The 24199-nt window shown below is 56.3% G+C and carries 23 protein-coding genes; 17 read left to right on the top strand and 6 right to left on the bottom strand.

Annotated elements, in window-relative coordinates; translation table 11 throughout:
- Nucleotides 1–96 precede the first annotated feature (96 nt).
- A complete protein-coding gene (locus Q1A43_RS04355) occupies nt 97–318 on the bottom strand; it encodes a sulfurtransferase TusA family protein (RefSeq protein WP_299932944.1) in 222 nt (73 codons plus the stop codon).
- Nucleotides 319–411: 93 nt separating this feature from the next.
- Between Q1A43_RS04355 and Q1A43_RS04350 the strand changes: the two genes are divergently transcribed.
- The 5 genes from Q1A43_RS04350 to Q1A43_RS04330 all read left to right on the top strand — a co-directional run bounded on the left by Q1A43_RS04350 (nt 412) and on the right by Q1A43_RS04330 (nt 6948).
- Nucleotides 412–1161: a cytochrome c biogenesis CcdA family protein gene (locus tag Q1A43_RS04350; protein WP_299933509.1), complete on the top strand. Its 750-nt coding sequence runs from the start codon at nt 412–414 to the stop codon at nt 1159–1161.
- Nucleotides 1162–1259: 98 nt separating this feature from the next.
- On the top strand, nt 1260–2522 hold the full coding sequence (locus Q1A43_RS04345) for a hypothetical protein (protein WP_299932941.1): 1263 nt from the start codon (nt 1260–1262) through the stop codon (nt 2520–2522).
- Complete coding sequence (locus Q1A43_RS04340) at nt 2519–3880, top strand: cytochrome P450 (RefSeq protein ID WP_299932938.1); 1362 nt, start codon at nt 2519–2521, stop codon at nt 3878–3880. The genes Q1A43_RS04345 and Q1A43_RS04340 overlap by 4 nt, the downstream gene beginning before the upstream one ends.
- A gap of 134 nt (nt 3881–4014) precedes the next feature.
- Complete coding sequence (locus tag Q1A43_RS04335; RefSeq protein ID WP_299932935.1) at nt 4015–4902, top strand: fructose bisphosphate aldolase; 888 nt, start codon at nt 4015–4017, stop codon at nt 4900–4902.
- Between the two features lie 285 nt (nt 4903–5187).
- A complete protein-coding gene (locus tag Q1A43_RS04330) occupies nt 5188–6948 on the top strand; it encodes a methyl-accepting chemotaxis protein (RefSeq protein ID WP_299932932.1) in 1761 nt (586 codons plus the stop codon).
- On the opposite strand, the gene Q1A43_RS04325 is transcribed toward Q1A43_RS04330, so the two are convergent.
- The gene (locus Q1A43_RS04325; protein ID WP_299928111.1) at nt 6945–7613 is read right to left on the bottom strand and encodes a YafY family protein; all 669 of its coding nucleotides are present in this window, start codon (nt 7611–7613) and stop codon (nt 6945–6947) included. The two genes, Q1A43_RS04330 and Q1A43_RS04325, sit on opposite strands and share 4 nt — an antisense overlap.
- Nucleotides 7614–7784: 171 nt before the next feature.
- Here Q1A43_RS04325 and Q1A43_RS04320 point away from each other — a divergent pair, with 171 nt between their 5' ends.
- The 6 genes from Q1A43_RS04320 to Q1A43_RS04295 all read left to right on the top strand — a co-directional run bounded on the left by Q1A43_RS04320 (nt 7785) and on the right by Q1A43_RS04295 (nt 12395).
- Complete coding sequence (locus tag Q1A43_RS04320; RefSeq protein ID WP_299928114.1) at nt 7785–8000, top strand: twin-arginine translocase TatA/TatE family subunit; 216 nt, start codon at nt 7785–7787, stop codon at nt 7998–8000.
- Between the two features lie 17 nt (nt 8001–8017).
- Nucleotides 8018–8506 (top strand): Sec-independent protein translocase protein TatB, encoded by a 489-nt coding sequence (gene tatB / locus Q1A43_RS04315; protein ID WP_299928116.1) that lies wholly within the window; start codon nt 8018–8020, stop codon nt 8504–8506.
- Nucleotides 8503–9450: a twin-arginine translocase subunit TatC gene (locus tag Q1A43_RS04310; RefSeq protein ID WP_299932929.1), complete on the top strand. Its 948-nt coding sequence runs from the start codon at nt 8503–8505 to the stop codon at nt 9448–9450. The genes tatB and Q1A43_RS04310 overlap by 4 nt, the downstream gene beginning before the upstream one ends.
- Nucleotides 9450–10295, top strand: a complete 846-nt coding sequence (locus tag Q1A43_RS04305) for an ATP-binding protein (RefSeq protein WP_299932926.1) — start codon at nt 9450–9452, stop codon at nt 10293–10295. The genes Q1A43_RS04310 and Q1A43_RS04305 overlap by 1 nt, the downstream gene beginning before the upstream one ends.
- Nucleotides 10296–10322: 27 nt before the next feature.
- Nucleotides 10323–11513 (top strand): NAD(P)/FAD-dependent oxidoreductase, encoded by a 1191-nt coding sequence (locus Q1A43_RS04300; protein WP_299932923.1) that lies wholly within the window; start codon nt 10323–10325, stop codon nt 11511–11513.
- Between the two features lie 105 nt (nt 11514–11618).
- Nucleotides 11619–12395 (top strand): gamma-glutamyl-gamma-aminobutyrate hydrolase family protein, encoded by a 777-nt coding sequence (locus Q1A43_RS04295; protein WP_299932920.1) that lies wholly within the window; start codon nt 11619–11621, stop codon nt 12393–12395.
- Between the two features lie 2 nt (nt 12396–12397).
- Here the strand turns inward: Q1A43_RS04295 and Q1A43_RS04290 are convergent, their stop codons facing one another.
- From Q1A43_RS04290 to Q1A43_RS04280, 3 genes are all read right to left on the bottom strand, one after another.
- Nucleotides 12398–14470 (bottom strand): Hint domain-containing protein, encoded by a 2073-nt coding sequence (locus tag Q1A43_RS04290; RefSeq protein WP_299932917.1) that lies wholly within the window; start codon nt 14468–14470, stop codon nt 12398–12400.
- Nucleotides 14471–14678: 208 nt separating this feature from the next.
- A complete protein-coding gene (locus Q1A43_RS04285) occupies nt 14679–16916 on the bottom strand; it encodes a molybdopterin cofactor-binding domain-containing protein (protein WP_299932914.1) in 2238 nt (745 codons plus the stop codon).
- Between the two features lie 3 nt (nt 16917–16919).
- Entirely contained in the window at nt 16920–17378 is a 459-nt protein-coding gene (locus Q1A43_RS04280) for a (2Fe-2S)-binding protein (RefSeq protein WP_299932911.1), read from the bottom strand.
- 102 nt (nt 17379–17480) lie between these two features.
- On the opposite strand from Q1A43_RS04280, the gene Q1A43_RS04275 reads away from it, so the two are divergent.
- On the top strand, nt 17481–18056 hold the full coding sequence (locus Q1A43_RS04275; protein WP_299932909.1) for a TetR/AcrR family transcriptional regulator: 576 nt from the start codon (nt 17481–17483) through the stop codon (nt 18054–18056).
- A gap of 126 nt (nt 18057–18182) precedes the next feature.
- On the opposite strand, the gene Q1A43_RS04270 is transcribed toward Q1A43_RS04275, so the two are convergent.
- Nucleotides 18183–18935 (bottom strand): SDR family oxidoreductase, encoded by a 753-nt coding sequence (locus Q1A43_RS04270; protein WP_299933506.1) that lies wholly within the window; start codon nt 18933–18935, stop codon nt 18183–18185.
- A 132-nt stretch (nt 18936–19067) separates the two neighbouring features.
- Between Q1A43_RS04270 and Q1A43_RS04265 the strand changes: the two genes are divergently transcribed.
- The 5 genes from Q1A43_RS04265 (at nt 19068) to Q1A43_RS04245 (ending at nt 24187) form a co-directional block, all read left to right on the top strand.
- Nucleotides 19068–20012 (top strand): MBL fold metallo-hydrolase, encoded by a 945-nt coding sequence (locus Q1A43_RS04265; protein ID WP_299932906.1) that lies wholly within the window; start codon nt 19068–19070, stop codon nt 20010–20012.
- Nucleotides 20013–20087: 75 nt separating this feature from the next.
- On the top strand, nt 20088–20537 hold the full coding sequence (locus tag Q1A43_RS04260) for an isoprenylcysteine carboxylmethyltransferase family protein (RefSeq protein ID WP_299932903.1): 450 nt from the start codon (nt 20088–20090) through the stop codon (nt 20535–20537).
- A gap of 123 nt (nt 20538–20660) precedes the next feature.
- Nucleotides 20661–22235: a Re/Si-specific NAD(P)(+) transhydrogenase subunit alpha gene (locus tag Q1A43_RS04255; RefSeq protein ID WP_299928146.1), complete on the top strand. Its 1575-nt coding sequence runs from the start codon at nt 20661–20663 to the stop codon at nt 22233–22235.
- A 13-nt stretch (nt 22236–22248) separates the two neighbouring features.
- On the top strand, nt 22249–23682 hold the full coding sequence (locus Q1A43_RS04250) for an NAD(P)(+) transhydrogenase (Re/Si-specific) subunit beta (RefSeq protein WP_299932900.1): 1434 nt from the start codon (nt 22249–22251) through the stop codon (nt 23680–23682).
- A 121-nt stretch (nt 23683–23803) separates the two neighbouring features.
- The gene (locus Q1A43_RS04245) at nt 23804–24187 is read left to right on the top strand and encodes a hypothetical protein (protein WP_299932897.1); all 384 of its coding nucleotides are present in this window, start codon (nt 23804–23806) and stop codon (nt 24185–24187) included.
- Nucleotides 24188–24199: the final 12 nt, after the last annotated feature.

The raw sequence follows: 24199 nt of genomic DNA, 5'->3' as shown, positions 1-24199 counted from the left end.
GTTCAATTTATGACCCAAAGACATAAATGGTCTGTTCTGATCTGTCATTGAAACGCAATTCTTGGCGGCTCAGGGCAACCTATCACGTGGCTTAGCTCATGCTTTGCGCAGCGTCCAAACCATCACATCGCCATTTTGGGCCTGACCCACCAGCTCATGACCGCTTTCATTGCAATAATGCGGCATGTCGATCACGGCGGCGGGGTCGTCGGTATGGACGACAAGGGTCTCACCAACGGCCAACGCTTGCATCCGCTTGCGGGCCTTGAGAACGGGCAGGGGGCAGAGTAGCCCGATGGCGTCTAATTCATGGGTCATATTCCCCAGATAGACCGATCTGACACAGAGGTCCACGAGGATGTGACCGCTTGTGCAGGTGACGCCAAGCGCGCGATGGCCTATGTCGGGGCTATGTTTGGAATCGACCTCATAGACGCCTCGCTCTTGCCTGCCATGTTTGTGGCGCTGCTGGCTGGAATTGTCTCCTTTCTCAGCCCCTGCGTGCTGCCAATCGTGCCACCGTACCTTGCCTATATGTCAGGGATGAGCATGGGGGACATGACCGAAGGGCGCAGCCGATCACGCCTCATTATTGCGGCGCTGTTCTTTGTGTTGGGCCTGTCTACGGTTTTCATTTTCCTAGGATTCACAGCCTCTTGGCTCGGGTCGTTCTTCCTCTATAACCAAGATATCCTGGCCAAGGTCGCCGGCGCAGTTGTCATCATCTTCGGCCTGCACTTTCTGGGTGTGTTCCGGATCGGTTTCCTTGATCGCGAAGCCCGTATGGACACCGGCGAAACCGGTGGGTCGGCCTTTGGGGCCTATGTGCTGGGCCTTGCCTTTGCCTTTGGCTGGACGCCGTGTATTGGGCCAATCCTTGGCACGATCCTATCTTTGGCGGCGTCCGAGGCATCGGTGGCACGCGGCACCATCCTGCTTGGCGTTTATGCGCTTGGCCTTGGGGTGCCGTTCTTTTTGGCGGCTGTGTTCCTAACCCGCGCGATGGGTGTCATGAACAAGATCAAGCGCCACATGGGTGTGATCGAAAAGGCGATGGGCCTTTTGCTGATCGCCGTTGGCGTTGCGATGATCACCGGGGCCTTTACGGCCATGGCGTTTTGGTTGCTCGAAACCTTTCCGGTTTTGGCGACGGTCGGCTAACCCGACGTTTCATCGCTCCCCCTTAGGTAAACCCCATTGCGGTCTTACTCTTGCCGAATTGGCGCGTTAGTGTCAGCGCCAAGACAAGGCGAATGCGTATGGGCAAGATGCAAGATCAATCTGTGACACGGCGGCGGGTGTTTTACATTCCCGGCTACGACCCGATCCATCCGCGCCGCTACCGTGAACTTTACCGCAAAGAAAGCGCCGCGCAGGCACAGGTATCTGGCTATGACATCGGGATAAGCCCGAAAACTGGCGGCGGGGCCTATGGTTGGCATGTTGAGGCCACTATCGACGCCCAACCGGTTCAGGCCGATGTCGAGGTGCTGGTCTGGTCGGATATTGTGCGCGACAGCATGTCAAATTCAATCCCGGCGACCTATTGGCAGATGCTGCGCACGTCTTGGGAGTATATCGCCACCGGCGCGCTTTGGCGGTTGATGCGCCTCCGCAAGGGGCCGGTGATTGCGGCCCTATACCCAATTGGGGCGTTGATTTTACAGCTGATTTTGGCGGTTCTGATCGGTGCGATCATGGGTTTTGCCGCCGGAAGCACCGTTGAATGGGGTGTCAATCAATTCACCGGCCCCGAGGATGGGGCCTTGTTGGGCGCGCTTGCGTTTTTTGTTGTGACGCCGATTGGCGCTTGGCTGGTTCTGCGCTGGTTCAAGGCGCGCGATGGCAAGTTTTACATCTATTACCTGATGCATGACTACGCCTATTCGGCGCGCTATCGCGGGGCCAATCCGCCCGAGCTCGAAGGGCGTCTGGCCGAATTTGAACAGATCATAGCCGAGGCTCTGCAAAGTGATGTCGACGAAGTTTTGGTGGTTGGCCATAGTTCCGGCGCGCATCTGGCGGTCTCCATTCTTGCCGATCTGATCCGCAAAGGGCAGGTGCCTGAAACTGGCCCCAAATTGGCGTTTCTAAGCCTTGGGCAGGTTGTGCCGATGGTGTCCTTCCTGCGCGATGCGTGGCGGTTGCGGGCCGATCTGCAATATCTCAGTGCACGAGATGAGCTTGTTTGGGTGGATGTGACCGCGCCGGGCGATGGCTGTGCCTTTGCGCTTTGCGATCCGGTTTCGGTCTCCGGCGTTGCCCCGGATAACAAACGCTGGCCTCTGGTGTTTTCCGCCCAGTTCACCAAATCCCTCAGCCCGGAGCGTTGGAAAGAGCTACGCTGGCGGTTTTTCCGCCTGCATTTTCAATATCTCTGCGCCTTTGATCGCCCGCTTGATTACGATTATTTCCAAATCACCGCCGGGCCGGAATTTTTGGCGGATCGCTACGCAAACCGCCCCCCATCGGCAAGCCGCATCGATCACGCGGTGTCGAAATTTACGAGCACAAAATCATGACCGCGCCTTTGCCCCCAAAACCCAAAGCCAGAGAAGGGCGGGTGTCGCTGCGCCAATACACCAAGCTGTTTCGCCAAGACATCTTGTCGGCGCAGCCGGCCAAGCTTTACCGCGCTTGGATGGCCGAGTTCAAAACGCCGTTCTTTCGGTCGTATCTGGTCAACCAACCTGAGCTGCTCAAAACCGTTCTCAAGGAACGCCCGATGGATTTCCCAAAATCCGGCCGGATTTCCGAAGGCCTGCGGCCGTTGCTTGGCAATTCGGTGTTTTTGACCAATGGCGAAACATGGAAACGCCAACGCCGCATCATTGATCCGGCGTTTGAAGGTGGGCGGTTGCGCGATACCTTCCCGGCAATGTGGGCCGCGAGTTTGGCGGCACAAACGCGGCTGGCCGGGCAGGTGGGATCGGTTGTCGAAGTCGAAGAACTTGCCAGCCACGCGGCGGCGGATGTGATCTTTCGCACCCTGTTTTCCATCCCAATCGAGGATGACATCGCCAGCGCGGTGTTCCACGAATTTCGCGCCTATCAACGTAGCCAACCGATCTTGAACCTCGCGGCTTTTTTGCCGATGCCACGCTGGATGCCGCGGTTTTTCCGCAAGGATACCAAAGCCTCGGCCAAACGCATTCGTGATCTCATTGGCCAGCTCACCGATCAACGCATGCAAGCAATCAAGGACGGCACCGCGCCCGATGATCTGGCCACCAAGATCATGACGACCCAAGACCCAGAAACGGGTGAGACATTTTCAGCTGAGGAGATGGTGGATCAGGTGGCGATCTTCTTTTTGGCGGGTCACGAAACCAGTGCCAGCGCCTTGGGCTGGGGCCTCTATCTGATGGCGATGTATCCGGAGTGGCAAGACAAAGTCTCCAAAGAAGCGCAGGACGCGCAATTGACCGGGGCCTTTTCCGAGATGTCGAAACTGCGCCTGTGCCGCGATGTGTTTCGCGAAACGCTGCGGCTCTATCCTCCTGTGCCGATGATGGTGAGGGAAACGACCTGTCCTGAGCGGTTTCGCGACCGTGATGTGCCGACGGGGTCGCAAATTGTCCTAAGCCCATGGCATTTGCATCGTCATGAACGCATTTGGTCCGACCCGGATGCCTTCAAACCCGAGCGATGGCAGGGGGAAGAGGCCAAGACCTGTGGGCGGGACGCCTATATGCCGTTTTCCGCCGGGCCGCGTGTGTGTACGGGGGCGGGGTTTGCCATGGTCGAGGGGGTGCTTTTACTGTCGCTCTTGCTGCGTGATCTCAAGGTTGAGCGGGTAGAGGGGCGCGACCCGGTCCCCGAGGCGCATTTGACCGTGCGCGCAAGGGACGGAATTTGGTTAAAAATCAGTCAAAGATAGCCCGTTCAATTAATTTGAAGGGCGAAAAAATTGGTATACCAAATCGTTAGCGCTAAACCTTTGTAACGGCTCTACCATGCGCGGCACGGCTCGTTTAAGGAAGGCGCAAAGACGTTTTCCAGCGAGGATCAGACATGTCATTTGAGAAGCAATCCGAACAGATGGCCTCCGGCAAGGGCTTTATTGCAGCGCTTGACCAATCGGGCGGCTCCACCCCAAAGGCGCTTGGCCTATACGGTGTGACGGCGGACATGTATGACGGCGACGAGGCGATGTTTGACGAAATCCACGCCATGCGCTCGCGCATTGTATTGGCAACTGATTTCACCAGCGCCAAGGTGATCGGTGCGATCCTGTTTGAACGCACCATGCGCGGTGAGATCAATGGCAAGCCAACGGCGCAATTGCTTTGGGAAGACCGTGGTATCGTGCCGTTCCTGAAAATCGACAAAGGTTTGGAAGACAAGGCCAATGGTGTTCAACTGATGAAACCGATCCCTGGCCTGTCCGAAACATTGGCCGATGCCAAAGGCTTTGGCATTTTCGGCACCAAAGAGCGGTCGGTGATCCACGAAGCCAACGCCGAGGGTATCAAAGCCGTGGTTGCCCAGCAATTTGAGCTTGGCAAAGAGGTGGTTGCCGCCGGACTCGTTCCGATCATCGAACCTGAGATCGACATCAACTCTGCCACCAAAGCCGAAGCCGAAGGCATTCTGAAAGCCGAGATCGCCGCGCAGCTTGATGCATTGGCCGAGGGCCAGAATGTGATGTTGAAACTGACCATCCCGAATGTCGATGGGCTTTATGATAGCTTGGCGGATCACCCACGCGTTGTGCGTGTTGTGGCATTGTCGGGCGGCTATTCGACCGAAGTCGCCTGTGACCGTTTGGCCAAACAGCCCAAGATGATCGCCTCCTTTAGCCGCGCCTTGACCGAAGGCCTGTCAAAGCAGCAATCTGATGATGAATTCAACGCCGCTTTGGGTGGCAACATCGACAAAATTTTCAACGCTTCTTTGTAAGCGTCGAACTGTTCTAAATGCCAGAAACCTCAAGGTGCATCACCTTGGGGTTTTTGTTTTTTTACAGTCGGTTGTGGCGCGATCTTACAGTGTGACCTCACTAAGGTGTCGCGGAAAAGATGCCTTGGGTATGTATCAATAGTAAACAGATTCTTATTCTTTCGGGCGCAAGGCGGACTCATCAACTGAGATGAGTTCATTATGTCGACCAAATGTTTCGCCTTAGACCGTCATTCGCTCCCTTTTAAGCTATCGCTTCCCATTCCAATTGTGTTGGGGTCTAGCATGTTGATCGCTGCTTGGTTTATTCCCGATACGATAAAATCCAACACTATTTCCTCAGCAACCGAAAGCGCGTTTCAAACGGTTTCACAGATCAAGATGATCCGGGGGTACTATACCCAAAACGTGGTGGCCGATGTTCTGGGCACTGAAGGGCTTCGGACCGGGATCGATCACAAAGACAACCCGGCGGTTGTTCCGCTTCCGGCGACTTTTGTTCATGACATCAGCGCTTTATCAGCCGAGGAGCGGACAAATTTCTCGCTCTATAGCGCCTATCCGTTTCCAAACCGAGCAGATCGCCAGTCTGATACGTTCATGACCGAGGCCTGGGCTTTTCTGGTCGACAATCCCAACGAGTCTTTTGAGCGGTTGGAAACAGATGAAACGGGCTCCTTTTTACGCGTGGCGATCGCCGATAAAATGTCATCCGAGGTCTGTGTGACCTGCCACAACGGCCATGTGGACACGCCCAAGGATGATTGGCAAATCGGTGATGTGCGCGGTGTGATCGAAGTTCGCCAAGACATCACACCCTCGTTGGCGCAAGCCAACACCACAATCTGGGAGATCATGGCCGGCCTTGTCATGGCGGGGATGGCCTTGCTGGTCACCACGATTGCCATGGCAAAATCAGTGTCGCGCCCGGTGGATGCCCTTTGTGACAATATGCAAGCGGTTTCAGGCGGCGCATTTGATACGGAAATCACGGCGGCAAGCCGCAAGGACGAGATCGGAAAAATCGGTAAAAGTCTTGTGAATTTGCGCAACGAGTTGGAAATGGCCCATGCCGCAGAAATGGAACGGCATAAACAGCAAGAAGACCAAGCTTTTGTGGTCGAGGAGCTGAGCGCCGGATTGACGCGATTGGCGCAAGGCGATTTGACAGCGCCGCTTGATCAAGCGTTCCCACAAGACCATGAATTACTGCGTGAAAACTACAATACGGCCATTGAAACTCTCTCCGAAACATTGAGTGAGGCGGTGGCGGTTGCCAATGTCATTCACGACCGGTCCCAAAAGATCACGAAGGATTCTGACAACCTGTCACAGAGGACTGAAAATCAGGCCGCAACACTAGAGGAAACCGCCGCCGCTTTGGATGAGATGACGGCGTTTGTGACACAGGCCGCGCAAGATGCAAAATCCGTTGAGCAGGCAATGGATACGGCACAAGGCAAAGCCGGGGAAAGCGAAGCCATCGTGCGTTCCACCGTGGCGGCTATGAACCAGATCGAACAGTCATCGTCTGAAATTTCCCACATTCTGGCGGTGATTGACGACATCGCGTTCCAAACCAACCTACTGGCCCTGAATGCCGGGGTTGAGGCCGCTCGGGCCGGTGAGGCGGGCAAGGGGTTTGCGGTCGTCGCAGCAGAAGTGCGTGCCTTGGCACAACGGGCCTCGGAATCGGCAATGGAAATCAAAAAGCTGATCACAAATTCATCTGATCAAGTCGAACATGGTGTCGATTTGGTTGGTAAAACCGGTGATGCGCTTGAGGCGATTGTCAGCGGGGTCAAAGACATGGCCCAGCAGGTGTCGAAAATTTCGCAAGAAGCCGGTGCGCAATCCGATGGGTTGACGGAGATTAACACCGGAATGACAGTTCTAGATCAAGTCGCGCAACAAAACGCTGCTATGGTGGTGGAAACCGCAGGATCGAGCCACAAGTTGCGAGAAAGCGCGGAGCATCTGAAATCCATCGTCAATCGGTTCCAATTGCGACCTGCGTCGGACACACGACCCCAAAAAACCGGTTAGGGACGCGGGTCTTGTAGGGCCCGCCAATCCGCCAAGGTTTTGCCCGGCTCATCGACGAATAGGCCGGGAAGGACCGCAAGGCTGTCGATGCGATCAATACGAAGAGACAAGAACGCGCCCGTCGTTTCAGCATAGGCGACACAGGTCCAAACCCGGCCCCAGTAATCAATATGGAGCGGGCGAATGATGTGGTCTTGTCCGGCGCTGGTAATGCGCAACTTTTGTCTTGCGCGGATGGCACTGCGGATGGCGGGCATATGGGTGAAGCCACGGGCGGCTTCGGCAAAGGCATCGGTGGCAAAGCCAAAGGGGGCAGGGGCGGGGCCCGAGTCTTCGGGGAGTACCGCATCGATTTTTCCTGACAAGCTGCGTGCCGCGGCGCTGAAATCGTCAAGTCCGGAGGCCCCAAGCGTGGCAAGCGCCAAATGCAAGGCTTCCAATTCTTTCTCGGTCAAGTTCAGCGGCGGAAGCGTCACAGCGGCGCGTACCGTATAGCCGTATCCGCGCGTGCCTTCGACGGGCACACCTGATTCTGCCAATGTCTCCATATCGCGGTAAATGGTACGCACCGACACCTTGAGGTCCTGCGCCATCGCCTCTGCCGTGTGCAATTGCCCATCGCGCAACCGTTGCATCAGCGCATAAAGCCGATCTGATCGCCGCATTGTTTCACTTGCTCCTGACAAATTCCTGACAACTGACACTCTCATGACAAAAGTCAAAGCGCAACGCGTCGCTTTGGCGCTTTTCGATAGGGATGAGACGCATTAGATACGTCATGTAGAATTTATCCGGGCGGATCGCTTAACCTGCCCGCCCGTGACAAGGAGAAAGTCATGCTCAACAATATCGGCCTTCCTGGCCTTCTGCTGATCGCCGTCGTGGTTCTGGTTCTGTTTGGCCGCGGTAAAATTTCGTCGCTGATGGGCGAAGTGGGCAAGGGCATCACCGCCTTTAAAAAGGGTGTGGATGACGGCAAACAAGAGATCGAAGACCAAGCCGCAGATGAGGCGGTCGATGTGACGCCTGCGGAAGAAAAAGACAAAGTCTGAAGCAACGAGGCGTAGCCATGTTCGATATCGGGTTCCCCGAGATGTTGGTCGTGGGGGTTGTGGCGTTGATCGTCGTGGGCCCCAAGGATCTGCCGGTTCTGTTTAAAAAAGCAGGCCAATTTGTTGGCAAAGCGCGTGGCATGGCCCGCGAATTCAGCAGCGCCATGAATGACGCGGCGGATGCAAGTGGCGTTAAGGACGCTCAAAAGGCGTTTAAAGCGGCAACCAACCCGGTGGGGACCGCCATGGACGGGGTCAAGGATGCAGCCAAAGATCTAACCAGCTCTGTCACCGACCTCGACCCCAATAGCGAAACCGGCAAACTGGCAGCCGAACGCGAAGACGCCCGCAAGAAAATCGAGGCCAACGCGGCCAGGGTTGCGGCGGATCGCAAGGTGCGTGAGGCCGAAGAGGCCTCGAAGAAAGCCAAGGAACTCGAAGCTGCAATGATGACCCGTGACACGGACGGCCCCGCCGATGGCGGCGGCGACGGAGGAGACGCATGAGCGCCACCGAAGAAGAGATCGAAGACAGCGCCGCGCCGCTGATCGAACATCTGGCAGAATTGCGTACCCGTCTGATCCGCGCCGTTGGGGCGTTTTTGGTCGGGATCATTCTGGCCTTTGTCGTGGCCGAGCCGATCTTGCAATTCTTGCTCGCCCCGATCGAAGCGACCCTGCGTGAGTTGGGCGATCCGTCCCCGACGTTGCAATATACAAGCCCACAGGAATACCTGTTTACGCTGTTTCGCATTTCCATGGTGTTTGGTTTTGCGCTCGCCTTTCCGGTGATCGCGCATCAGCTCTGGCGCTTTGTGGCACCCGGTCTTTACAAGACTGAAAAGAATGCGTTTTTGCCGTTCATCCTCGCCTCGCCTTTGATGTTCCTATTGGGCGCAAGCTTTGCCCATTTTGTTGTGACACCTCTGGCCATGGCGTTTTTCCTTGGGTTTGCGGATGTCAGTTCAATCTTTGCCAATCTCTTGGCCGGATCGGTTCAAAACCTGCCTGACGCGGCCGCTGTTGTGCCGGAAACCGATGACGGAATTCGGATCACTTTCTTTGGGAAGGTGAACGAAAGCCTTGATATCACGCTGAAATTCATCATGGCCTTTGGTCTGTGTTTCCAGCTACCGGTGCTTTTGACCCTGATGGGTAAGGCCGGCATGGTCTCTGCTGAGGGTCTTGGTAGCGTGCGTAAATACGCCATGATTGCCATCCTGATTTTGGCGGCTTTGGTAACGCCCCCGGACGTCGTGACCCAGTTGATCTTGTTCACGGTTGTCTATGGTCTTTATGAGTTGTCGATCTTCCTTGTCCGTATGGTCGAAAAACGCCGCGAAGCGGATTTGCGGGCGCAAGGATTGTGGTTCGAAGACGACGAAGAGGGTGAAGACCCCTTGTTCAAAGAGTTCGACGAAGATGACGACGAAAAGGGCGATAGCAAGTGATGGATCACTTGACCGACCCGATGGAACGCATCGCCGCGGCGTTGGAGCGTATGTCTCCTGCGCCGCTGGCGGCCCCTGATTTCAGTGCCGAGGCCTTTGTCTGGCACACTGGTCCGGAACAGCTGGAACCGGTCAACAAAGTCTCGCGGGTTGATCTGTCTCTTTTGCTTGGGGTGGATCGGTCGCGCGATACTTTGCTGGCCAATACGTTGCAATTTGCCCGTGGATTACCCGCCAACAATGCCCTTTTGTGGGGCGCACGAGGTATGGGGAAATCGAGCCTAGTCAAAGCGGTACACGCCGCTGTTTGTGCGCAAGACCTCGATCTGAAGCTGGTTGAACTTCAGCGCGAAGACCTTCCGACAGTGTCTCGCCTGATGGATATTCTGCGCGACGCGCCCTATCGGTTTGTGCTGTTTTGTGATGACCTTAGCTTTAGTCATGACGATCAGCATTACAAAAGCCTCAAGGCGGTTTTGGACGGGGGCGTCGCCGGACGGCCCGACAACGTGGTGCTCTATGCGACCTCGAACCGCCGTCATCTGATGCCGCGCGACATGATCGAAAACGAACGTGGATCGGCGATTAACCCCTCTGAGGCGGTTGAGGAAAAGGTATCGCTCTCTGATCGTTTTGGTCTTTGGCTCGGCTTTCATCCCTGTAGCCAAGAAGAGTACCTTGCAATGATCCGTGGCTATTGCACCGCCTATGGTGTTGAAATAACGGATGAAACCCTGCATGCTGAAGCCATTGAATGGCAAGCGACGCGTGGGGCCCGGTCTGGTCGGGTGGCGTGGCAGTATTTTACCGATCTGGCCGGTCGCAAGGGCGTTTCTCTGGGATAACGCGCTGCGTCCGCCCCTCATTTCAGGATGCGCGCTGTGGGTGATCCGATTGATGTCGATGTGTTGATTGTTGGCGGTGGCCCGGCGGGGCTTGCCTGTGCCGCACAATTGCCGGGGCATCTCAGCTGTGTTGTTGTTCATCAGGATAGCGAAATCGGCAAGCCGGTGCGGACCTCTGGTGGGTCGTGGGTGCGTGATTTGCAAGCGCTTGGCGTGCCCGAGCGGTTTTATCAAACCATAGACGAGATCGAAATACGATCTGATCACCAGCGTAGCTTTCACCACATGCATCACCATAAAATGGCGGTGTTGGACATCACCGGCTTGTACCAATGGCTGGCCGATTTGGCGCGTGAGGCGGGAGCCAAGGTTTACACAGGGGCCAAGTTCCAAAGCACTGTCAAACAGGGTGATCACTATCTCTCTGATGTGCGCCAAAAAGGGCAGGGCGATGTTCAATATCGATCACGCTATGTGATTGATGCCTCGGGAACGCCCCGTGCGGTTTTGGCATCGCTGGCTTTGGGCAAACGGGCCGAACGTCGCGGCGTTGGGATTGAATACGAATATGAAATCTTAGAGGCCCCGACAAACCGCGCGGTCCTTTTTGTCGGAAACCCGGTGTTGCAGGGCTATGGATGGATTTTTCCAGCCCCGAACAATCATTTGCGCATCGGTGTTGGAGTGATCCATCCCGATACTGATCTGTCGCCGCGCGACATTATCGATCCACTGCTCACACCTGAGTTCCTGCAAGGGTACGGGCTGAAACTCGGCGCGCGTATTCAGGTGAACGCCGGGGTTATCCCGTCTGAACCCTATGACGCGCGTTTGGTGTATGGCCGGATTATTCGGGTCGGGGATAGCGCCAATGTCGCGACCCCAACCGTTGGCGAAGGCATTCGGCTTGCCATCGAAATGGGCCGTGATTTGGGGCAGCGGCTTTGCGATTGCGCAGATCAGAATTCGGACCGACCGCTTCGCAATTACCAGAAACGCTGGCAAAAACGGCTATTGGTTCAATATCTGTTTGGCTTTTGGGCAAATCGAAAAATCGCCCGCTATGGGGTCGCCGATTGGGACCAATCGATTGCGCGCGTGGCACGTTTGTCCGAATCTCAACTCGCGGGTCTTATCCGTTGTGAATTAGGGCCGAAACGCATGATCAGCGCGGCTTGGGCACAGTTGAAATCCAAGCTTTTGCGCGCGGTGTCGTGAAAGTGACATGGGCGTTGTGCGGTTGCGCACGCTTAGAACCGTTCGAAAACCTTTCGACAAGGCCCGGAGTGGTATAAACCTGAGTGAAACAAGCAGGAGATTAAAATGCCTCGGCCCATAGTTGGTATCATCAGCAATTCCTATCTGTTGAATGACCAGTATCCAGCCCACGCGGGCGGGACGATGAATTCAGAAGCGATTTCAACGGTGTCGGGCTGTTTGCCTTTGCTTATCCCGGCCGATCCGCGGTTTGTGTCGGTCGAAGAGCTTTTGGAAACCTGTGACGGGTTTTTGCTCACCGGGGGGCGGCCCAATGTGCACCCCGAAGAATATGGTGAGGAATATAGCGACGCCCATGGCGACATGGACCGGGCGCGCGATGCGATCACCTTGCCATTGGTGCGGGCCTGTGTGGATCGCGGTCAGCCCTTCTTTGGCATTTGCCGTGGCTTTCAAGAGGTCAACGTCGCGATGGGTGGCTCACTTCACCCTGAAATCCGTGATTTGCCGGGGCGGGACAATCACCGCATGCCGCCCGACGGCACGCTTGAGGAAAAGTTCGAAATTCGCCACATGGTTCACCTCAAAGAGGGGGGGCTATTCCAAGATCTCTTTGGCGCGACCGAAGTGATGACCAACACCTTGCACGGACAAGGAATCAAACGCCCTGGTGCGCGGGTGATTGTCGAAGGTCATGCAGATGATGGAACCCCCGAAGCGATCCATATCAAGGATGCGCCGGGGTTCACGATGTCGGTGCAGTGGCACCCGGAATGGGATGCGGCCAATGATCCGGTGTCACGCCCGCTTTTCACCGCCTTTGGCGATGCGGTGCGATCCTATGCCGAGGCACGGCGCAATCCGGTCCGTAAGACTGCGTAACCTTAAGCGGCCAAAGCCATTGGCTGTGCTGTCATTTGCGTGATCCAAGCTTGGGCTTCGTATTTCTTGAGGCACAGGCGGGCGGTCGGGCCAAAGCTTGTCGGATCGTCGCGCAGATGCGGGAAATTTTCAAATAGATCGTCACGGGCATGTGGGTGCAGCGCCTTGAGCGCCTCGGCCCCGACAAAGAAACTCTCGGTGGCCATGCCCTCAGCGTAGATGACCTCATGTTGATCCAACATAAGGTGGATATAGGTGACCAGATCGCCTTCGACCTGACGCACCTCATGGCCGTTTTCCAGATGACGCGCGGCTGCAAAAACCTCGTCAACGCCAAACATCAACTCGGCCTGATAGCCTTCGAGCAACATGCGGTGTTGGGGCGACACCATGAGCGGGCGATCGCCACCAAAGAGCGAGGGATCGATGCGGTAGGGCGCGGTTTTGCCACGGGCCAACACGGTGCGCGACCCGGTCCAGCGCAGCGGCTGAAGCCCATTGTCGCGCGTCACAATCATATCGCCGAGTTTCAGCGTTTCGATGGCGCGGTACCCGGTCGCGGTCAGAATGCGCGTGCCGGGGGTAAAGCAAATGATGTCGTCGATATTGGTGAAGTTCACCACCGATCCATCATACATCTGAACCGTGCCGGACATCTCGCCCGCCACGTTCGACGTGATGTTCAAGGTGCCGCGATCGGCAACGCCGTTTAGGTCAAGAACATCGCCGGTCCCCTCAAAGGTGGTGAGACCTTCGATAAAGATGTCACCCGAACCGCTTTCGGCAAGATCAACAAGGGTGATGACATCGTCGCCATCCCCGGCGTTGATGGTGTCGCCTTGGCTGGCAAAGATCGTGTCGTCACCGGCCCCTCCTAGAACGCTATCGGCCCCGATGCCGCCATCCAAAACGTCGTCATCCGCACCGCCATCAAGCGTATCGTTGCCCGCTTCGCCATAAATGGTGTCGTCGCCGCTTCCGCCGATAAGGGAATCGTCGCCATTGGCAATCTGAACCGCTTCGAATTGCATATCGGTGAGCCAGATGGCCTGAGTGCCATCCTGACCGTTGCCATAGATGATTTCGATATCGGCCACCGGTCCGGCGATCTCGATTAGAACCGACCCATCCGCGTCGTTGGGGTTGTTCAAGGCGGCATCCGACGTGATGGTATTGCCAACAACCGTATCGCCACCGGCAGGGGTAAAGGTTACCGTGACCGCATTGCCATCGGCGTCATAGGCGTTGACGGTGATCACATCGGTGTGGTTGCCGGCAAAACTGTCGATGTCGTTGATTCGAAAGGTGACGTTTTCGACTTCGTCTTCTACGGATGCCCCGGAACTGGCCCCAAAGGAGATGCTTGTCGTCGAGGTATCGCCATCACCGTTGCCATAAAGGTAAAGCGACGAGCGGCCTGCAAACCCACCCGCATTATATTGAAAATCATCGGTATCGACCTGAAACAGCGGTGCGTTGTCGCCGTCATTGGTGAAGCCAAGCGTCACATCAATATCGCCGGTGTCTTGGGTAAAGCCCGCCGAGACATCGGTGCCATTGCCGCCCTGGTTGGTCCAGTTCAGGGTTTGCGCGATGTTGTCCGGGGTATAGGTGCCGTAGTCGCCATAAATGAGGTCATCGCTCGCTTCACCGTCGACGGTGTCATTGCCGTTGCCAGCCATCACCGTGTCATTGCCATCACCGGCGCGAATGTCATCACCGGTGGACACATCTTCGGGGCTTTCGCCTTGGCTATCGGTGAAATCCGGATCGATCAGATCGGCGCCCGAGGTGCCCGACACAATGCCATCAGCGGGGGAGGTCACAACGCTCGAAGAGGTCAGCGTATCGACAGGGCCGTAGGCAGGGACAAAATAAGTGTTGCCATCGGTGGCAAGGTAATAGGTGCCCGGTTCAAGCTCGTTTGTATAGGTGGTGCCGCCATAGGTGCCGGACCATTCCCATTGGCCGTTGCCAAGGTTGCTTGAGGTGGTGAAGGTGATCAGGCTGCCACTTATTGTGTCGCCTGGATCCAGAACCCCGTTTCCTAATGTGACGAGATAACCGTTTGGCATCGTCTCGCTCCTACCTAAATCACTGCTCGTGGCCCGGTTTTCGGGTCCGTTTCCAAAAGGGATACAGTTGCGGCGTGGCGGCGATGTGGGCCAATTGAGGCAAATCAGGGGAAAGTTTTAGATAGGTTGGACACAAATATTTTGTGGTCAGATGTGAAAAAGCCCGAGCGATAAAGCCCGGGCAATTCCTTGTAACGAAAGGTGTATCTTACACGAAGAAGCTGAATTCCTTGTTTAGCGGCAGGCTCCGGGCACGTGTTCCGGTCAGGTCAAAAATGGCATTGGCCAGCGCCGGAGCAGCGGGCGGTGTGCCGACTTCGCCGATCCCGCCGATGTGCTCTTGCGTTTCCAATACGCGAACACTGACCCGCGGCATTTGCTGAATGCGCAGCGGCTCGTAGTCTGGGAAGTTGAGCTGTTCGACCTCACCATCTGCCCATGTGATTTCCTCGCCAATAGCTGCGGAAAGACCATAGGCCATACCACCAAAAAGCTGGGCTTCGATGATGGATGGGTCAAGCGCGACGCCGGGATCAACCGCGATCCAAGCGTCGGTCATGCGAATGTCGCCGTCCTGATCCTTGACCTCGATGACAATCGCAGCGGGGGAGCCAAAGCTATAGACCATCGCCACGCCGCGCCCGACACCATCAGGTGTTTCCCCGGTCCAGCCCGACATCTCTTTGACGGCCTGCAAGACATTATAGGCCGGTTCCCATTCATCCCGCGTTAGCTTGAGACGGAATTCAAGCGGATCAACACCGGCCGCCAGCGCCATTTCATCGACAAAGCTTTCGGAGAAGAAACCGTTAAAGCTCGCTCCGACAGACCGCCAAAAGCCCATTGGCGGGTTGGTGTCGGCCTGATAGCCACGCACCCTGTAGTTTTCGATGCCATAGGGTTGGTTGAACAGGCTGTCGGTGATGGCGCGATCGGGACCACCGGGGGTGAAGCCAAGCCAGCGGTTCATCGCCTGTTTGGTCACCGAAGGGGCCGACACACGCGCATCAAGCAAGACCGCCGTGCCATCTTTGACACCGCCCGTCATGCGCGCAATGGCACCGGGGCGATAGAAGTCATGGGTCATGTCTTCTTCGCGTGACCATGTGACTTGAACCGGCGTGCCGGGAACGGATTTGGCAACACGGGTGGCCAGCACCGAAAAGTCGAGCTCACCGCGCCGTCCAAACCCGCCGCCCATCAGGGTGGTTTCAACAATCACATCGTCGACATCAAGCCCGGCCTCTTCGGCGCATGCGCTTTGGGTGAAACCCGGGGCCTGATTGCCGGACCAGACGCGCAATTTGCGCCCATCAATCCACGCTGTGGCGTTTTGCGGTTCCATCGTGGCATGGCTTAGGAAAGGCACGCGGTATTCGGCTGTGACCTCGGTTGCACCCTCGGGCAATATATCGGCTTTGCCATCGTCGCGCAGGGTCGAGTTTGGCTCGAGGTCAAACCCGGCTTCGATCTTGGCGAAAATGGCGTCGGTTGTGGCCTCATAGGGCGCATCGTCCCATTCGACCTCAATCGCGTCGAGCGCCTGCATCGCCAACCAAGTGTTATTGGCGATAACTGCAACGCCGTCGCCCATATCAACGACTTTTTCGACACCGGGCATCGCCTTGGCATCGCGGGCGTCAAAGCTTTTCATACCACCGCGTTTGGGCGACATGCGTACCGAGGCGAATTTCATCCCCGGCAGGCGGGTATCGATGCCAAATTGCGCGGTGCCGGTGGATTTGCCGGGAATGTCGATGCGCGGAATGGACTTGCCAAGGATTTTCCAGTCAGATTGCGGGCGCAGTTTGACCTTGGGCGGGTCAAGCTCGGCGGCGGCCATGGCCACATCTGTATAGAGCAGGGTGGTGCCATCGGGGGCGATGATGGTGCCGTTTTCGGTTTTCAGCTCTTTGGCTTTGACGCCAAGCTGTTGCGCCGCCGCTTCCTTGAGCATTTCGCGGGCAGCGGCTCCGGCTACGCGCATCCGCTCATAGCCGTCGCGCATGGCGGTTGACCCACCAGTGACCTGAAGGCTGAGCACTTTGCCAACCTTGCCGACGGCCCCGGCCAGTGCATGTTGGAACGAGCTGTCATCATAGCCCTTGGTGTTTAACCCTTCACCCATCAAAGCGCTGTTGTAATAGGCCTGCGCCGGTTCACCGTGTAAAACGGTGACTTGATCCAAAGTCACATCGAGTTCTTCGGCGAGCAGAGCGGCCCAAGTGGTATGCGTGCCTTGGCCCATTTCGGCGCGTGGTGCGATCAGAGTGATGCCATCGGCGTTGATCAATACGAATGGGTTAAGCGCGGCCTCGTCCGGGCCGGGTTTAAGCGGGTTCGGGGCAGGTTTGTTCACATACCACGCGCCAACGGCAACACCGCCAACAATGGCGAGCGAGCCAAACAAGAATGTGCGACGGGCGATTTTTCCAATGCTAGCCATGTCTTATCCCTCCAACCCGGCGGCGTCTTTGATGGCGGCGCGAATGCGGGGGTAGGTGCCACAGCGGCAGAGGTTTCCGGCCATGGCCTCGTCAATGTCGTCATCGCTGGGGTTTGGCGTGGTTTCCAATAGGGCTGCGGCCTGCATGATTTGGCCAGACTGGCAATATCCACATTGGGCGACCTGATTATCGACCCAGGCCTGTTGCAACTTGTGCATCATATCCGGGGTGCCAAGACCTTCGATTGTTGTGATCTCACCTTCGACATCGGACAGCGTCATCTGGCAAGACCGCACAGCTTCGCCATTAATATGAACCGTACAAGCCCCACAGGCCGCCACGCCGCAGCCAAATTTGGTGCCGGTCATGTTCAGCTCATCGCGCAGAACCCAAAGGAGGGGAACATCGTCTGGCAGATTGACCTGATGGGTCTGCCCGTTGACGGTAATCGACTTGGCCATGGAAAACTCCTCTTTCCGTTCGCTTCTGACAAAATGCGCGAAAAATGTCAGGGTGTCAATTGTCGGTTTGACAAAAACTGTAATTTTTGTCAGAAGGGTCTTATGAAAGATGATACAGGCAAAGACCCGGTGAAAATTCAAGCCGTCCTAACGGCGGCGCTCCAGACCTTTTCTCAGTATGGGTATCGCAAGACCTCGATGGAGGATCTAGCGCGCGCGGCCGGTATGTCACGCCCGGCATTGTATCAATATTTCCGCAACAAAGACGATGTGGCATGCAGCCTTGTGCGGGGGTATTTCACCGAGGCAGTCGGCAAAGTCAGAGCGGCTTTGGCGGAACCGGGCCACCCAGAGCAGGTTTTGGAACAGGCATTTCGAGCCAAGTTGGACGGGATGGAAGAGGTTCTGAGCGCGCCGCACGGCGAAGAGCTATTGGCGCTGGGGCATGCGGTATCGGCGGAGGATGTCGCCGAAGGTATGGCACAGCTGGAACAAGGTTTTGCCGATTGGCTTGAGGTGCAATCCGCCGCTGGGGTGGTGCGTTATGAAGGCGAAGCGCGCGAAGTGGCGCGGGTGATCGTATCGGCCCTTGATGGCATCAAAAAACCGCCCTTTGATCAGTTAGACGCAAACCTAGTGCAATTGGCCAAGTTGATTGGGCGCGGATTGTCGACTTAACCCAATTGGTTGCGGGCTGTTGTTAAACGGGGTGCCCCGATGGGACACCCACGATCCCTCGTCATCCGGCAGAGCCGTCTTCCTCGAGTTGGTGTTCAGGCGTGCCGTTTCGGTTTTGCCTATCAGTTAGATTTCACCGCCTGCGATGCGGATGTCCTGTCCATTCACAGAGCCACTATTGTCTCCACAAAGCCAAAGCGCTGCATCGGCGACTTCTTGGACTGTGATCAAGCGGCCGTGTGGATTCATGTCGGTCATCAAGGCGCGAGCTTTGTCTTCGGGCAGGCCGGTGCGTTCCATGATCGAGGTGACGTTGCGCGTGATGATTTCAGTTTCTACATAGGCCGGGCAGAGGGCGTTGAACGTGTAGGGTTTGGTGGCGTAATCGGCCGATAGTGAGCGGATCAACCCAAGAAGCCCGTGTTTGGTGGCACTATAACAGGGCGCGCCTTTGAGGCCGCGAACGCCAGCGATCGAGCTTACGGCGATGACCCGGCCCCAATCGGTTTGGGTCATGGATTTCAGGCTTTCACGAATGGTGAGGAAGGCCCCATCCAGATTGGTGGCCATCATATTGCGCCAAAACTCCAGATCGGTTTTCAAGATGGATTTGCCTTCGGCGATGCCTGCATTGGGCACGCATATTTGGATTGGGCCGCGCGCCGCGACCGCAAAGGCGATTCCCTTGCTTACCGAGGCCTCATCGCAGACATCCATCACCAGCGGGTGGATTACGTCGCTTGCGGCGGCCTCCAAAACTTCGGTGCGGCGGCCTGTGATTGTGACCTCTGCCCCGTTGGCGGCCAAGGTTTGTGCAATGGCCAGCCCAATACCAGTGCCACCGCCGGTGACCAGCGCGTGTTTGTTGTTAAGCATGATGTCCTCCCGTTTGGCGGTAGCGTAACGGTGATCTGGGATGAGACAAGGGAACACGAGGGCCGTGACGCAACGGCGCTTGGCTTTCCAATTCACGTATGCGAATGTGTTTTCGATTTCAGGAGGAGACCCCGCATGATCCGTAGCGTTTTGGCGTTCACTCTGTTGGCGACAACAGCTTTGGCCAGCGAAGATATTGCCGACAAATACCCACAGTCCGAGCTTTATGACAAACCGGTCGAAGTGATACCGGGGGTTTATTCGGCGATTGGGGCGACCGCGCCGCCGACCTATGAGAATTCGGGCCATAACAATAACTTGTCCTTTATTGTGACCGGCGACGGTGTTGTTGTGATCAATGGTGGGGCCAGTGTGCGGTTGGCGGCGGCCTTACACGACGAAATCAAGGCTGTGACCAATCAGCCGGTGAAACTTGTGATCAATGAGAACGGGCAGGGGCATGCTATGCTCGGCAATGCCTACTGGGCTGATCTTGGCGTTGATATTCTGGCTCATGCGGATGCAAACCATGTGGTTCAGGAAAACGGCGATTTCATCCTGCAAGGGATGGAGCGCTATAATCGCGACAAGGCCGAAGGGACGCGGGTTGTTGCGGCGAACCTGTCCTTTGATGACAAATACGTCATCGAAATGGGCGGATTGACCATCGAGGCGTTGCACCTTGGCCCGGCCCATGACCCCGGCGACGTTCAGGTCTGGATTCCGGCATGGAAGATCGTGATTGCCGGGGACATTGCGTTCCATGAGCGGATGCCGCCGATCTTTGCCGAAACCTGTACAAGTTGCTGGTTGGAAACCTTTGAGGGGCCGTTTACCGACTTGGGGGCGACTTATGTGATCCCCGGACATGGGCATCCGACCAACATGGCCATGGTGACCATGGGAACCTCGGATTACCTGCATGATTTGCGAGCAAAGATTGCGGCGCATATTGACGCAGGTGGCGACCTTGCCGGGGCTTATTACGTTGATCAAGAACGTTGGAAGCACATGGATACGTTTGAGGAATTGGCAACCAAAAACGCCGGTCGCGTGTTTGAAGAGATGGAGTGGGAGTAGGGGCGCTGCCCCTTGTGACCTTGCGGTCACTTCACCCCGGGATATTTTGGGAAAGAAGAAACACTGGGGGTTTGCATGAAGTGGTTGGATATGCCGCCGGTTTGGCTGGCGGGGGCCTTGGGGTTGGCCTGGTGGCAAAAGACCTATTTCTCACTAGGGTTAGACTTTGGTCCCGGATTCGCTGACTTTTTGGGCGGTATCTTGATTGGTGGTGGGGTGATTTTGATGGCTTTGGCCATTCATGAGATGCGTCGCCATCGCACCACCATCATTCCCCATCAAAGCGCGGATCGTTTGGTGAGCAGTGGTATTTTCAAGCGGTCACGCAATCCGATTTATCTTGGGGATGTCCTGATATTGTCAGGCTTTATTCTCTATTGGGATGCGGTGCTATCGCTGCCGTTGATTCCCATCTTCGTCTGGATTCTTGAAAAACGATTCATCGAGCCGGAAGAAAACGGATTACGACGAAAGTTTGTTGCCGAATTTACGCGCTATTCGCAACAAACACGCCGGTGGCTTTAACTTTATCGCGCTTTGTGCTTTACAGCGCGCGCTGCCTGTCGCTGCAGTGCCTTTAGTCAAGGCGAAACGCGAATTAACGCCTCATCAGGGGCGTAGGAGTACCTGAGCATAAAGGGGAATACCGTGAAGATAGGGACGCCGTTAGAGGTCGAAGCTGGTGAGAATCGCGTTGCGATGACACCGGATTCGGCGCGTCAATTGCAGAAACTTGGTTACGATTGCGTGATCCAGTCCGGGGCCGGTGCGAAAGCCGGGTTTGCGGATGCTGATTACGCGGCTGCCGATGTCGAAGTTGTCGAGGGTGCCGACGCGCTTTGGACTTCCGCCGACATCATCGCCAAGGTGCGCATACCAACCGAAGAAGAGCTGGGTCGGCTGACGTCTGACAAGACGCTGATCACCTTCTTTAATCCAGGTGGCAATGAGGCCGGTCTGGAACAAGCCAAGGCATCGGGCGCAAACGTCATTGCCATGGAAATGGTGCCGCGTATTTCGCGCGCCCAAAAGATGGACGCCCTGTCGTCCATGGCCAACATCGCCGGCTACCGTGCCGTGATCGAGGCAGGCAACAATTTTGGCCGTTTCTTTACCGGTCAGATCACCGCGGCGGGCAAAGTGCCCCCAGCCAAGGTTTTGGTTGTTGGTGCCGGTGTTGCGGGTCTGGCCGCAATCGGGACATCGACCTCGCTTGGTGCGATCACCTACGCCTTTGACGTGCGCCCAGAAGTGGCGGAGCAGGTCGAATCGATGGGTGCCGAGTTTGTCTATCTCGATTTTGAGGAAGAACAGCAGGATGGCGCGGCCACCGGCGGTTACGCCGCGGTCTCAAGCCCCGAGTTCCGCGAAGCGCAGCTTGCCAAGTTCCGCGAATTGGCCCCAGAGGTCGATATCGTCATCACGACCGCCTTGATACCCAACCGCGAAGCGCCCAAGCTTTGGCTGGCGGATATGATTGCGGCGATGAAGCCGGGTTCGGTTATCGTTGACCTTGCGGCCGAAAAAGGCGGCAACGCCGAAGGCACCGTGATGGACGAGAAAGTTGTCACCGAAAATGGCGTGACCATTATCGGCTATACCGACTTCCCATCGCGCATGGCGGCCCAGTCGTCGACTTTGTACGCGACCAACATCCGTCACATGATGACCGACCTGACCCCTGAAAAAGACGGTCAGATCAATCATGACATGGAAGATGACGTTATCCGCGGCGCGACCGTGGCCCATCAGGGTGAGATCACCTTCCCACCGCCACCGCCCAAGGTTGCGGCGATTGCGGCCAAGCCCAAGGAAGTTGTTCCTGAGCTGACGCCAGAAGAGAAGAAAGCCCAAGAAGTTGCTGAATTCAAAGCGCAAACCAAACAGCAGGTCACCCTGTTGGCGGTTGGTGCAGCAGTGATCCTTGGTGTCGGGCTTGTTGCTCCGGCAAGCTTCATGCAGCACTTTATCGTGTTTGTATTGTCGGTGTTCATTGGTTTCCAGGTCATCTGGAACGTTGCGCATTCGCTTCACACTCCGCTGATGGCTGTGACCAATGCCATTTCCTCGATCATCATTCTTGGCGCCCTGATGCAAATCGGATCAGGCGGCGGGTTCTTGGTGGTTCTGCTGGCCGCGATTTCGATCTTCTTTGCAGGGATCAACATCTTTGGTGGCTTCCTCGTGACACGGCGCATGCTTGCCATGTTCCAGAAATCCTAAGGAGTAGAGGACAATGGATTACGGATTTACAACAGCGGCCTATGTGGTCGCGGCTGTCCTCTTTATCTTGTCGCTGGGCGGATTGTCCGGACAAGAAAGCGCCAAGCGCGCCGTATGGTACGGCATCGTTGGCATGGCTCTGGCGGTTGTCGCCACATTGATCGGCCCCGGTGCCGGGTTGTGGTGGCTGTCGGTCATTCTGATCGCCTGTGGTGGTGTGATTGGCTACATGCTGGCCACCAAGGTCGAAATGACCCAGATGCCGGAACTTGTCGCCGGTATGCACGCTCTGGTTGGCCTCGCGGCGGTCTTTGTTGGCTATAACGCCGAACTGGTGATGAACAATGTTGCCGGTCTCGATGCGGCTGGCATTGATGCGCTCAAGGGCTTCTCGGCCAAAGTTGCGCATAAAACTCCGGTTGAAATCGGCATCCTTCAGGTCGAAGTCTTCCTAGGTGTGTTCATCGGTGCGATTACCTTTACCGGCTCGGTTGTGGCCTATGGCAAACTCTCGGGCAAGCTGACCTCTTCGGCCACGCAATTGCCCGGTGGGCATATGCTGAACGCAGCAGCGGCCATTGGCTCGCTGATCCTGCTGGCCATCTACATGAGCACCGGTGGCGGCTGGACATTGATCCTGATGTCTCTGCTGGCGTTCTTTATCGGCTATCACCTGATCATGGGGATCGGCGGCGCGGACATGCCTGTGGTTGTCTCGATGCTGAATTCCTATTCCGGTTGGGCCGCGGCGGCGATTGGCTTTAGCCTTGGCAACGATCTGTTGATCGTGGTTGGCGCGTTGGTTGGTTCGTCCGGTGCGATCCTAAGCTACATCATGTGTAAGGCGATGAACCGCTCGTTCATTAGCGTTATCCTTGGTGGCTTTGGTGGCGCGTCTGGCCCCGCGATGGAAGTCGAAGGCGAGCAGATCGCAATAGACGCCGATGGTGTTGCCCAAGCTTTGGAAGAAGCCGACAGCGTTGTCATCATCCCCGGTTACGGTATGGCCGTGGCTCAGGCCCAGCAGAACGTTGCTGAACTGACCCGCCGTCTGCGGGCTGCTGGCAAAGAGGTGCGTTTCGCGATCCACCCCGTTGCCGGTCGTCTGCCCGGTCACATGAACGTACTCTTGGCCGAAGCCAAAGTGCCTTATGACATCGTGCTGGAAATGGACGAGATCAACGACGACTTCCCAGAGACCGATGTTGCGATTGTTATTGGTTCCAATGACATCGTGAACCCGGCCGCTCAGGAAGATCCCAACTCGCCTATCGCCGGTATGCCGGTTCTGGAATGCTGGAAAGCCAAGCAGGTGTTTGTGAGCAAACGTGGTCAGGGTACCGGTTATTCCGGCATCGAAAACCCACTGTTCTACAAAGAAAACACCCGCATGTACTACGGTGACGCCAAAGCATCCCTTGATGAGCTGCTCAAGCGCATCGACTAAGGTAAGCGACAAACAATCAAGAAAGGGCTCCGAGGTTCCGGGGCCCTTTTTTTGTGCGTTTTAAAAACTTGACTGAAATACTCGGATACCATAGCTGTGGTCAAAGGTACAGGAGATCATCATGGTAACTCGTCAGGCGGCTCATACCTATTGGTCGCGCCTTTGGGTGCAACATATGGATGTTAGCTATGATCCATTGCTGGAAACATTGCGCATTGTTTCGGCCCATATCCAAGAGACTGGCATGCGTCAGTCCGAGGAACCAGTGGCGGCGATGTTGACCGCCATGCCACGTCTTTTGGCGCGCGATCCTGCGTTCAACGCCCCCGGTGACGGCAATCGAAGCTTTGATGAAAGCTGGCTTTTGGCGCTGTCATCTGCACTGCGCATGGCGGATGCAGACAACTATCGGTTTTTGCTCTTGTCGCGTATGACGCCGCAAAGCGCATCAGAGTTCCACTTCCTCTTCCGCCACGCCCTAACGGTCTTGGACGAGGCGGGGTAGGGGCACGCAAGG

This window comes from uncultured Pelagimonas sp. (assembly GCF_947498515.1).
GTDB lineage: Bacteria > Pseudomonadota > Alphaproteobacteria > Rhodobacterales > Rhodobacteraceae > Pelagimonas.
The sequence above is the reverse complement of the archived record's forward strand: the minus strand, read 5'-3'. Positions and strand labels throughout refer to the sequence as shown.